This window comes from Parabacteroides sp. AM58-2XD (genome assembly GCF_003463685.1).
GTDB classification, from domain to species: Bacteria; Bacteroidota; Bacteroidia; order Bacteroidales; family Tannerellaceae; genus Parabacteroides; species Parabacteroides segnis.
Map to the genome: position 1 here is coordinate 1 of NZ_QSDP01000075.1, position 11,733 is coordinate 11,733.

10 protein-coding genes are annotated in these 11,733 nt (G+C 40.0%); all 10 read left to right on the forward strand.

The features are described 5' to 3' along the window. Positions 1 to 42: 42 nt before the first annotated feature. The 10 genes from DXA15_RS16920 (at position 43) to DXA15_RS16955 (ending at position 11,591) form a co-directional block, all read left to right on the forward strand. Positions 43 to 267 (forward strand): hypothetical protein, encoded by a 225-nt coding sequence (locus tag DXA15_RS16920; RefSeq protein ID WP_128134802.1) that lies wholly within the window; start codon positions 43 to 45, stop codon positions 265 to 267. 87 nt (positions 268 to 354) lie between these two features. Continuing rightward, entirely contained in the window at positions 355 to 843 is a 489-nt protein-coding gene (locus DXA15_RS26830; protein ID WP_233567379.1) for a hypothetical protein, read from the forward strand. Beyond that, a complete protein-coding gene (locus DXA15_RS26835) occupies positions 840 to 1,316 on the forward strand; it encodes an outer membrane beta-barrel protein (protein WP_233567380.1) in 477 nt (158 codons plus the stop codon). The genes DXA15_RS26830 and DXA15_RS26835 overlap by 4 nt, the downstream gene beginning before the upstream one ends. Before the next feature lie 103 nt (positions 1,317 to 1,419). Further along, positions 1,420 to 2,109, forward strand: a complete 690-nt coding sequence (locus DXA15_RS16930; protein ID WP_128134803.1) for a porin family protein — start codon at positions 1,420 to 1,422, stop codon at positions 2,107 to 2,109. Positions 2,110 to 2,194: 85 nt separating this feature from the next. Beyond that, the gene (locus DXA15_RS16935) at positions 2,195 to 2,746 is read left to right on the forward strand and encodes an RNA polymerase sigma-70 factor (protein WP_007657398.1); all 552 of its coding nucleotides are present in this window, start codon (positions 2,195 to 2,197) and stop codon (positions 2,744 to 2,746) included. A gap of 77 nt (positions 2,747 to 2,823) precedes the next feature. Beyond that, the gene (locus DXA15_RS16940) at positions 2,824 to 3,807 is read left to right on the forward strand and encodes a FecR family protein (protein WP_128134804.1); all 984 of its coding nucleotides are present in this window, start codon (positions 2,824 to 2,826) and stop codon (positions 3,805 to 3,807) included. Between the two features lie 210 nt (positions 3,808 to 4,017). Beyond that, a complete protein-coding gene (locus DXA15_RS16945; protein WP_224263274.1) occupies positions 4,018 to 7,404 on the forward strand; it encodes a TonB-dependent receptor in 3,387 nt (1,128 codons plus the stop codon). Between the two features lie 17 nt (positions 7,405 to 7,421). Beyond that, complete coding sequence (locus DXA15_RS16950) at positions 7,422 to 8,594, forward strand: RagB/SusD family nutrient uptake outer membrane protein (protein WP_233567381.1); 1,173 nt, start codon at positions 7,422 to 7,424, stop codon at positions 8,592 to 8,594. After that, entirely contained in the window at positions 8,495 to 8,926 is a 432-nt protein-coding gene (locus DXA15_RS26840) for a RagB/SusD family nutrient uptake outer membrane protein (protein ID WP_233567383.1), read from the forward strand. The genes DXA15_RS16950 and DXA15_RS26840 overlap by 100 nt, the downstream gene beginning before the upstream one ends. A gap of 229 nt (positions 8,927 to 9,155) precedes the next feature. Then, entirely contained in the window at positions 9,156 to 11,591 is a 2,436-nt protein-coding gene (locus tag DXA15_RS16955; RefSeq protein WP_233567382.1) for a family 43 glycosylhydrolase, read from the forward strand. Positions 11,592 to 11,733: the final 142 nt, after the last annotated feature.

Consider the following 11,733-nt stretch of genomic DNA (forward strand, 5'->3'; position numbering starts at 1 on the left):
TTATATTGATTGATGAAAAAGGTATACCCCTATTGTTACTCTATGATAAAAATTAATGGTAAATATCCTGTTCACTCTATGATAAAAATTAATGGTAAATATCCTGTTCTTGATAATATGCGTAAGACTATTCTTGATATAGTAAAACGATTAAGATTTGTACCTGCATATCAAGGGGAAATTCCTGCTAAAAGTTTTTATATTTTGACTGCAAGAAAAGATGAGCAAACAAATAGATGGATTTTCCCTGAATCTAATATCAACTAGTTCTGAATGATAAAAGTATACTATATCTATATTGGAAAGAACAAAATATCATCTTATAATGAGATAAAAAATATTAAATTGTAAACAATGAAAACAATAAACTTATTATTGATTTTACTTTTACCTTTATGCTTAGGTAGTTGTGCTCCCAAAGTAATAACAGATCTTGTAAAAAGTTACCCGTCTCGTGTGACGGCTGACGAAGTACGTCTTTACGGAATGGGTCATTCTGTGCCTGAATTGGCAGAATTTATCGGGAATGTAAAAGTAGTGGATGGCGGAGCTTCTACCAAATGTAATTATGATCAGGTCGTTGCATTGGCGAAACAGGAGACGGCAAAAAAAGGAGGAAATGCATTAGCTTTGACAGATCACCGGAAACCATCCCTTTTGGGTAGCAGTTGCCATCAGATAGCGGGGAATATGCTGTGGATCGGTGATACGGTAAATGTAACCGGGGAAGAAACTTATTCTGTTCCGGTACCTATTAACTCTGAGAATATGAGTCATGCAGAAACAAGTAAATCACCATTCAGCATAGTACGTTTTATGCGAATATCGGTTATGCTTTCATGACCAATAAATTTTATTTACCGAAAGGAGCGTCTGGTCATCCCAGGAAAGGAATGGATTGGCAAGTCGGTTATGACTGGGTGTCCAGGAGTGGTTTTGGTGCCGGTCTGATGTATTCGGGATATAAGTCATCTTACAGTTATTCCCATGTGGATGTGAATGTAGGGCTTGCTTATATTGCTCCTCAGTTCGTGATGAAACAAAAAGTGGGCCGTTGGGGAATAGAAGAAAAGTTCGGCATCGGTTATTTTAAATATCGTGAATCGGCAAAAGGAGTTAGTGAATCGCTATCGGGATTTGGGTATAACTTCCTGGTCGGAGCAGAATATTATTTGTCTGATCATATCGGAATCGGAGCGAATTTAGGGTATATTGGGAGTTCTCTTCCTAAACAGGATAATATAGACTATAAGGATGGAGAACATTCGGGAATATTTCGTTTGCATTTGGATGCTGGAATACGTTTTCATTTCTGATAGATTACGAAAAACAATAATAATGGGATAACCGGATGTACATTCATGCCAGTTGATGAAAAGTATGTAAAGGATGAGTTGCAAAGATTAGTTTGGACAGAATATGAAATATGTTTTAAGAATATGTGTTGTTTTTATTTTCCTGAGTGCTAAAGCGTATGCTCAACCCCCGGTATCTTTCCGGGTAAAAGCAGGGGCGGGGATTGCGAGCATGTGGGGGAAGAACACGGAGGAAAATACTAAATTTGCTTATAAGGTGGGCGTTGGTATGGAATATGGTTTTAATAAAACCTGGGCGTTACAACCTTCTTTGAATTTTGTTTCAAAGGGATCTAAAGAAGATGGAAAAGATCTGGGAAAGGCTAAGGTGAATATGCTTTATCTTGAATTGCCCATAATGTTGTCAGCCCGGTTGCATCTTACGAAGACATCTAACCTGGTTTTCTCGGGAGGACCTTATATGGCTTATGGAGTAGGAGGCAAAACGTCGATCGATGTATGGTTACCGATTCCGGGTACTACAGGATTCCACAATGTTCATAAAGAATATAAACTCAATACCTTTGGTAGTATGACCGATGGGAATATGGGATGCAAACGCTTTGATGCCGGAGTTGGACTGGGTATAGCCTATGAGTACCGGAGAATTGTGGTGGACTTGGAAGGACAATTGGGACTGGTCAAAGTACATGATGGAGTTAGCAGTTTTTCCGAGCCAATGGATATAATAGAATTTGAAGATTATGCTCTTAAAAATTTATCAGCGTTTATAACTGTTGGATATAAGTTTTAAAAAAGAAGTACAGTATTGCATATCCAACGTTTTTGTTTAATTTTGTTTACAATAAAGGAGTTATTGTGAGATATTAAACTGATTGATGGATTTCGAGAATTTTTACATAACATGGTATTCGCGTGTCAAATATTTTGCACGCGACTATGTCCTTTCTGATGAGGAGGCTGAAAATATCGCACAGGATGTTTTTCTGGAGTTCTATCAAAAGAGGGAGGAACTGGGTTTCCATATAAACCTGGTTGCCTATTTATTTACCTCTGTGAAAAATAAATGTATCGATTATTTACGGCGGAGATTGATGGAACAGGAAGCTGCTGTTAAAATGCAGGAGGAGTTCGATCTGTCTTTCCGTATGAAATTTGATTCATTGGAGGCTTTTAATATAGAAGGCCTTTCTGAAGACAATATAAAAGACATCATAGAGAAAGCACTTGATACGTTACCCGAACGGTGCCGGGAAATTTTTGTAATGAGTAAAATAGAAGGGAAAAAACAGAAAGAAATAGCAGAAGAATTGAATGTCTCTGTGAAAACCATTGAAAGCCAAATGACTATAGCCTATAAGAAGTTGAGGGAGGAACTGAAAAACCACTTACCGCTACTCTTGTTCCTCTTATCTTCCTGGGAAAATTGAGATAAACAGAAAAAAAATTGATTTTATTTAGGGGGATTATTTTTCCTGTTCGTTTAATATATAAAGAATCGTACACGATGGATGAAAGAATAATAAAATATTGTCAGGGAAATTTATCAAAAGAAGAACAGGATCAGCTTCTGAAAGAAGCCTACAAAGACCCTGTGCTGAAATCCCGGATAATAGATTATCAACATTTACATAGCTTGCTCGAATTGACTCCCGAACGGATGGACAAGGAGCAGGGCCGGATAAATTATGCCTGTTTCAGAAAGCTGGTTAATGCTCAAAAGCGGAAAGTAATGCTGATATCTTTCAGCCGGTATGCTGCGATCATTGTAATTGCTTTTGTTTCTGCATGGATGCTGGCCTCTTATTATTTTTCGGGGAATCTGGCAGAACAGAAAGAATTGATCGCTTTTCAGCAGGAACTGCTTGTCCCTGCCGGACAGCGTGCGGAACTGACGTTGCCTGACGGAACGAAAGTGTGGCTGAATGCCGGTTCGAAATTATCTTATCCTTCTTTTTTTGAAAAGGAGCGGAAGGTTTTTTTATCGGGGGAAGGATTTTTTGATGTGGCAAAAAATAAGGAAGTACCCTTCATTGTTTCTACCGGAACAATAGATGTAAAGGCTTTGGGAACTCAGTTCAATGTGTTTTGTTATCCAGGAAGTGATTATACCGGCGTTTATCTCCAGCAAGGATCGGTGAAGGCTTATTTTCCATCTTCAGAGTCGGAAGGAGTTGTACTTTCTCCGGAACAGTATCTGGTTCAGAAAGGGAAACGGCTGGAACTGTCGACGAAGGACCCGGATGAATTGTTGTGGCGCCAAGGTATTTATACATTCAAAAGACAAAAGTTGGGAAATATCATAAAGAAACTCGAATTATATTATGATGTAAAAATAATTGTGAAAGACCCGGAAATATTAAATTATGAATATGTCGGAAAGTTCCGTCAAAGGGATGGCGTGCTGGAAATACTCCGGCTGATCCAGCGGATACATAAGTTTAATATTAAAAAAGATGACGAGTTGAACCAGATCGTTCTGAGTAAGTAAAAAGAAGTATTAACCTTTAAATGTAAGATGTATGAGCCCATGACAAATTAAAAAAATCGGCAGGTATTGGCGTACCTACCGATTTAGCGAAAAGCAAACCCATTTGTGATCAAAAAAATAGTATTTACTTAACAAAACAAAGATATGAAAATAAATCCTTTGTTAACGCATAAGTTATGCCCTAAATTAATCAAAAAAGCATTCAGGATTATGAAGATGACCTTTTTATGTATGTTTATTTTCGTTTCACAGTTATTTGCTTTCAACGGTGAGGCACAAAATAAAGTTGTAAACCTTCAGTCTGAAAACTTATCAATAGAAGAACTCTTTAAAGAAATCGAGCAGCAGACTGATTATCTGATTATTTATAGTACGAGTGAAATCAAATCAAACTTTGATATTTCATTGAATAGAAAAAAAGCGAAAGTTGATGAATTATTGAACGAAGCCTTACAAGGGAGGAATTTGAAATACGAACTCTCTGATAACTATATCATCTTGTCGCCTTTAACAAAATCTGAAAAAGATCAACAGACTGGTCGCGTTATTTCCGGAATAGTGAAAGATCGGAAAGGCGAACCGGTAATAGGTGCTAATGTCATGGAAAAGGGAACGACGAATGGTATCATTACAGATTCAGAAGGTCGGTTTACTCTGAAAGTCTCTTCGAATGCAGTATTGACCATATCTTTTATTGGATATCGGGCAATTGAAGTAAAGGTTGGCAACCAACAATCTCTGTCGGTTACTCTTGATGAGGATATGGAGGTATTGGACGAAGTGGTAGTTGTTGGTTACGGTTCACAATTGAAAAAGACGGTAACGGGCGCAATTTCTTCTGTTAAAGCCAAAGAATTGGAAGCTCCGAATGCCGTAAGTGCAGATAATTTGTTACAAGGGAAAGTAGCAGGTTTGAGTATCACACAAAATTCCGCACAACCGGGGTCAGGCATGTCTGTTAATATTCGAGGTGCACTTTCTCCGAATGGTTCTAACAGCCCGTTGTATGTGATCGACGGAGTGATTATCAGTTCCGAATCAAACAAAGCGTCAAAGGTCGGGCCGTCCGGCTTGTTAGGTACGGCTTTGAGAGATGGTTCGGACCGTAGTCCTTTGGCAACATTGAACCCTAACGATATTGCTTCGATCGATGTTTTGAAGGATGCGAGTGCTACGGCCATTTATGGTTCGTCGGCTGCAAACGGCGTGATTTTAATTACGACGAAGAAAGGGCAGAGCGGACGTCCGAAAGTGACATACAGCGGTTCATTCTCTGTACAAGGCGTAAATAAGTATTTCGACATGCTGAATGCTCAGGATTTCATGAACGTGGCAAATTTAGGCATGAAAGAGCAATGGCTGTATATCAATAAGTATTATCCGTATGGTCCGACACCGGCTCCTGCTTCCGGTTGGGCTGTGTTGTATGATGAGAATCAGTTGAAGCAGACCGAGTCGTATGATCATTTTGACGAAATAAGCCGTACCGGCCTGATCCATAATCACAACGTTTCTTTCAATGCTGGTAGCGAGCGGTTTAAAGTCTACGCCTCCTTCAATTACTACGATCATAAGTCGGTTATGAAAACGAACGATCTGGAACGTTTCAGCGGACGTATCAATGTGGAGGCTGATTTCAGCAAATATTTGAAATTGAATGTGGCAAGTATGTATTCGCTCTTGAGCGCGAACAACCCGTCTTCGGGGCATTGGAGAGCTAATGCCAATGAGGCGAACCAAACGAATGCAGCCTTATATTTTTCTCCGCGCCTTCCGTTGGAGGATGAAAACGGCAACCTGACATTGCCTGAAAATGCGATGACGGCGAATCCGTTGGCCTGGAGCTATATGAGAGATAAGACAACGACCAAACGTTTGATGTTTGCTCCGAATCTGGAAATCAGAATTTTACCGGAATTGAAAGCGAATATGCAGATTTCTGTCGATAAGACAGACGAAAATCGTGATGTATTCTCACCGACTAAATCGATTTTACCTCAACAGACACAGCGTAACTTCGGTGGTTATTCCAACGCATACAATAATAATTATGGTATCGAAGAATATTTGAGCTACGACAAACAGTTCGGGCGGGATCACCGTTTGAATGTTGTGCTCGGTACGGGATATTATGTGACATCCGGCAACAATTATTCTGTTACCGTCTTTAATTTCCCGTCAGATGCACTTGAAAACAATTATCTGGAATTGTCGTCAGATGTAGATGAAACGACTTACAACTCGGGGAGATGGGAACGGAACAAATTGTCTTATTTCGGACGTTTCAATTATACGTTCAAAGATCGGTACACGATTGGTGGTACATTACGTAACGATGGTTCTTCCGTATTTGCTGCCAATCACAAATGGGGATGGTTCCCGGGTGTTTCTGCAGCATGGACTGTTTCGGAAGAGAATTTTATGAAACAGCAGAAGGTGGTGGATTTCCTGAAAGTGAGAGCCGGTATCGGTACTTCCGGTAATGAAAGTATTTTGACGGGTGGAAACTATAGCCTGACGACTTATGGCATGGCGACCGGTGCATTCTATTATTACAATGGGCTTTTACATAAGGGAATCGTTCAGAAGCAGAAAGGAAACAAAGACTTGAAATGGGAAACGGATGTGACGGTTAATGCCGGGTTGGATTTCGGATTGTTCAATGATCGTTTGAGCGGTAGTTTCGATTATTATGTACGTACGGCGAAGGATTTGCTTGATTTTACATCTTTGCCTGCGACTGATATGGTGGCTACTTTGGCAAAGAACATCGGCTCGACACGAAGTACCGGATTTGAAATCGGCCTGAAAGGGGTGATTATGGAGAAGAAAAACTTCGACTGGACGGCTTATCTGAACATGAGTCACAACCATTCATACTGGGTGGAACGGAATCCGGAAGTAGACATTGCCCCTTGGATTAAGGAGAAGGATGATTTGAGTCCGATTTACGGTTGGAAGACAAACGGTATTTTCCAGTCGCCAGAGGAGGTACAACAATATACTTCCAATGGTAAGGTTCTTCAACCGGATTCTTATGCCGGAAACAAGAAATTTGTCGATATCAACGGTGACGGTGTACTAAATGATGACGATATCGTGAAGCTGGGTAACAATGAGCCTAAGATGCATTTCGGCTTGGGTACGAGTTTCCGGATTAAAAATGTGATGGTCGATCTCGATACCTATGGTGTGTTGGGACGAAAAACGTATGACCAGTGGATACATCGTGGTTTGTGCGACAGCAAGATCAATACGAGTTATCGGTATAAGGAAGTCTGGACTTCGTTTAATACATCGGGTTGGTGGCCGGGTATTGCACCTAATGCGGCAGCAAACAGCAATAAGTCGGGAACCGATGATTTTTCTTTGCAGAACACGCATTATTGGCGCTTTAAGAATATCAAAGTGACTTATTTGTTGCCGAAAGATTGGATGAAAAAGAGCAAGATTGCTTCGAATGCTTCGGTTTATCTGGATTTGCAGAATACATTGTTGTTGACGAATTACGAGGGACTGGATCCGGAAATGGAACAAAATGCGTCTCCGCTCCCCATTCCGTTTACAGTCGTTTTAGGTGTCGATATTACTTTTTAATTTAATTTGAATGAATCATGAAAACGAAAATAATAGCTTTTTTATTGGCTTTGTGCATGACCGCATGGTTTAATTCGTGCGATTTGGATTCCAAGGTTTACTCTTCGTTTTCGGAAACGAACTTTCCGAAAACGGAAGAGGATGCGCGCTCTATGTTGACTGGGTTGTATGCCTATTTTAAATGTAATTCGGGTGCGGTGAATGATAATAGCAACGGTGCCTGGGTTTGGCCGCTCTTCACGACCGGTTATGGCGGATGGATCGGGCTATCAGAGATGACGACCGATGAAATCTTTAATATCGAACATCAGGAAATCCACTTCAATTGGGGTAGCGCGTTCGATACCTATTCGACTTATGCGGTAAGTCGTAATATTACGCGTGCGACTTATATACTGGATGTTTTCAGCAAACTGACGGATATGGATAAGGACGTGAAGAATGAACTGATGGCCGAGACGAAATGTTTGAGAGCCTGGATGATGTTTTGCTTTTACGATATGTATGGACCGATACCGGTTGTTACCGATCCGGCCAAAATCGACAATATCGTATATGAACCGCGTCCTTCGAAAGAAGAATACTTCAACCAGATGGTCAAGGACCTGACGGAAGCACTCCCGTATCTGTATGACAAGACCAATAATACAGAAAACTGGGGACGGGTGAACAAAGGGGTTGCTGCCATGCTGCTGATGAAGTTATATATGAACGATCACCAGTACGATAAGGCACTCCCGTATGCCGAAAGCCTGACACAGATGGGATATACGCTGTCCGACGATTACAGCAAAGTGTTCAGCGAAGAGCACAATAATGAAAACATATGGTCGGTTCCGAGTGGGCAGCAGATGGGGAACGAATGGTTTTTTTATATGATTCCTCCTTCTTGTGCCGAGGTTTGCGGGATAAAGGTTGCGCCTTACTGGGGGGTGACGTTGATGCCGTGGGAGTTTACGATACGTATGCGAAAGAAGACAAACGTTTGGCTGGTATTGCTGACCGCTATATCGGTACGGACGGAACTTTGTATTCGCGTGAAGGCAATCAGGGAGAGCGTTTGCCGTATGGTGCAGTTATCGTCAAGTATCTGTTACCGAAGGAACAGACGCAAGCCGGTAATATACCGTTGGTGGTTTGCCGTTATGCAGATGTCATTTTATCATTGGCAGAGATTGAAAATGAGTTGAACGGACCGACCGATAAGGCTTTGGGATATTTGAAGCAGATTACCGACCGTTCGGGCGTCACGCATACGATTCCGGCAGACATTCGGACAAGCAAGGATAAGTTTAAGGAGTTCCTGTTGGCTGAACGTGGACGTGAACTTTATTTTGAAGGTTGGAGACGTCAGGATATGATCCGTTTCGGCAAATATATTGAATATGGCTTGAGTAAGGGATATCCGGCCAAGGATTATATGACTTTGTTCCCGATTCCGCCGAGGTCATTATCGAATCAGGAGGTATTGTTAAAAACAATCCCGGATATGAATAAATGTTTGTTGAGGAAAGAAGAATAGATCGTTTGCGATGAAGTGAACATTTATTTTTAGGCAGAAGAACAGAAGATACATCAGAGGCATTTGTTTGTTATTATAATTCTTTTGTTCTTCTGCTATTTGTTTAAAACTTATTTAGAGGTACTCCTCCATTATTTAAATACAAAATTTAATCATCATGATAAAAAAAGCAGGGAATTCCTTTTTTTTATTATTTTTTCTTTTGGGTTTCTCCATACAACTTTGGGGAATGGAAAATATCGGGATAAAAAATGATATTATTTCTGTTATTCGGTTCGGAATCAAAAATGACGGTTCGGTTATTGGTGCAGAACTTAATCAGTTGGTAAAGGATAGTTATGGAAAAACGTTATATTTTCCCGCAGGAACTTATAATTTGTCGGAACCGATCGTATTACCGTTCGATTATACGAAAAATGTTAATATCGTATTTGATAAAAATGCGTTAATCAAAAGTGATTTTAGATTAGATGCTTTGCTGAAAGTCGGTTATTCTGAAATGTCGACACCGGATGTCACTCATCGACGTTTTTCTTATATAGAAGGAGGCATGTTCGATTGTTCTAATGTTGACAACGGTATCATGGTGAATGGCTTAAAACAATTAGTGTCTTTAAAGTATATCAGTTTGTTTAAAGGACGTAAAACCCATATCAGAATTTGTGTCTCAGATGATTTTAAAGGAACTGGAAGTAGCGATACTAAAATTGACAATATCACCATACAAGGAATTTCTTCCAACGAAGAAGTCTATGGTATCTATATTGATCATTCTTGTTGTGACTGTAAAATTTCCAATACGTTTATATATGGTACAAAATATGGTCTCGTTACAAAATCGGCTGGACATATATTGAATAATGTACATATTCTTTCTATGCATACAGGAGGAGGTTTGGATCTTGGTACTGATAATTATCGTCGGACGGAAGGTATACGTGTGGAAAGTGATGGCTTTTTTGTTTTTAATGAGATTTATTATGATACAATCGACAAATCGATAGTCATTGAAGCAGATAAGAATCCTACTTTGATTCTGGATAAAAATATATTTTATTCTTATTTGAAAAATTTCGGAACATCCTTTCTTTATAAAGATTCGTCTTCCATGACACCATTTCAGGTAAAAGTTTCTAATAGTATTATTGAAGTGGCAAATAAAGGGTATAAAATATTCGATATAAACCCCTCTCTTATAAGTGAGGATATTGAAGGCAATTTTTCATTTGTAAATTGTGCGTTAAGAAATTCCCGGTTATTGAACACATTGGATGTTTCTTTGGCACAACGGGTGAGAGGAAGAAGACATGATGTTGTGTTGCCGGGAAATCAATCTGTTATTGCTGGCGAATGGATGCCTGTAGGTGCAATTTTGGCATCCGGGGAGCATAGTTTATTGAGACTCGATCTTTCGAAAGATTGCGCTGTCGAGTTGGATCTTTTTTTCAGGAAAGGAGAAGATCCTCTAATTAAAAGCTATTGTAGGGAAGATTCGGAAACTGTATTTTTCGAAATTGGATATGTGGTTAAGGATTCTTATTGTATATTATTGGTGAAATCAGAAGGAAGTCAAATATCTCCTGTTGTCAGTGACCTGTTAGGGACAGGCTTGTTTATGCCTACTCCTTCTAAGGAAACCCGCTATTCTTTGTCAGATTATGAGATAAAAGAAGAGTCCGAAATTATACCTTTACTCTCTTGCTTCAAAAAAGAAAGAACCTATATGAATCCTTTGAAAACGACAGACAGCACTTACGTGTATGTGGCTGATCCATTTGTTTATAAGGCAGGGAATTTATATTATCTGACCGGTACGAGCACTTTGTCGGAAGGAGAAGGTTTTGTTTGTTACACCTCTTCCGATCTGATCACGTGGGAATATAAAGGACTTTTGTATCGCAAGCCGGAGAATCATATCGGTAGTTTTGGTTTTTGGGCGCCTGAGGTGGAATACTACAAAGGAAAGTTTTATATGACGTATAGTTGTTATGTGAAAGAATATGACCGTATGCTAACCTGTCTGGCTGTCAGTGAAAACCCTGGTGGACCTTTTGTTGATCTCCATACTCCCTGGTTCGATTTGGGATATTCGGCCATCGATGCAGACATATTTGTGGATGATGACGGAACCCCTTATGTTTATTTCAGCAAAAACGGCATGCAGGATACTTTAGCTACGGGTGAACTTTACGGTGCAAAACTGAAAGATGATCTTTCCGGTTTTGTTGGCGAGCCCGTTTTTATTTCCGGTGCTTCCCAGCCCTGGGAGAAAGTGAACTGGGGCAGGAACAGGTGTAACGAAGGCGCTTATGTATTTAAGAGAAACGGGACTTATTATATGACTTATTCTGCAAATGATACGGGATATGAGTCGTACGGAGTAGGAGTCTCTTATGCAGACAATCCGTTGGGACCCTGGACGAAAAGTGGAGATAACCCGCTACTGGCAACCGACATATCAAAAGGTATTTCAGCACCGGGGCACAACTCAGTAGTGGAAGCTCCGGATGAAGACCTTTATATCATTTACCATCGCCATGCCGATGCGTCTTGTCAGAAACCGAACTGGGATCGGGTTGTATGTATGGACCGATTATTTTTTGATGAAGAAGGTAAATTGCATACAGACGGTCCTTCGATTGTGCCCCGGCAAGTTTGCTGGTGATTTATAAAGGAGTTGAATATGTAATTAATGAAAAATGAAAAAACTGATTTTATTGTTATCTCTGTGTTTATGTTGGCGAGGTTCTGCCCAATCACCCGTTGAAATATCTTTTCCTAAAAAGAATATGTTTGCTTTAGGCTCC

Excerpts from the sequence above, each read along its gene's own strand:
- DXA15_RS16920 (WP_128134802.1), top strand. The coding sequence starts at position 43 with ATGATAAAAATTAATGGTAAATATCCTGTTCACTCTATGATAAAAATT.
- DXA15_RS26830 (WP_233567379.1), top strand. The coding sequence starts at position 355 with ATGAAAACAATAAACTTATTATTGATTTTACTTTTACCTTTATGCTTA.
- DXA15_RS26835 (WP_233567380.1), top strand. The coding sequence starts at position 840 with ATGACCAATAAATTTTATTTACCGAAAGGAGCGTCTGGTCATCCCAGG.
- DXA15_RS16930 (WP_128134803.1), top strand. The coding sequence starts at position 1,420 with ATGAAATATGTTTTAAGAATATGTGTTGTTTTTATTTTCCTGAGTGCT.
- DXA15_RS16935 (WP_007657398.1), top strand. The coding sequence starts at position 2,195 with ATGGATTTCGAGAATTTTTACATAACATGGTATTCGCGTGTCAAATAT.
- DXA15_RS16940 (WP_128134804.1), top strand. The coding sequence starts at position 2,824 with ATGGATGAAAGAATAATAAAATATTGTCAGGGAAATTTATCAAAAGAA.
- DXA15_RS16945 (WP_224263274.1), top strand. The coding sequence starts at position 4,018 with ATGAAGATGACCTTTTTATGTATGTTTATTTTCGTTTCACAGTTATTT.
- DXA15_RS16950 (WP_233567381.1), top strand. The coding sequence starts at position 7,422 with ATGAAAACGAAAATAATAGCTTTTTTATTGGCTTTGTGCATGACCGCA.
- DXA15_RS16955 (WP_233567382.1), top strand. The coding sequence starts at position 9,156 with ATGGAAAATATCGGGATAAAAAATGATATTATTTCTGTTATTCGGTTC.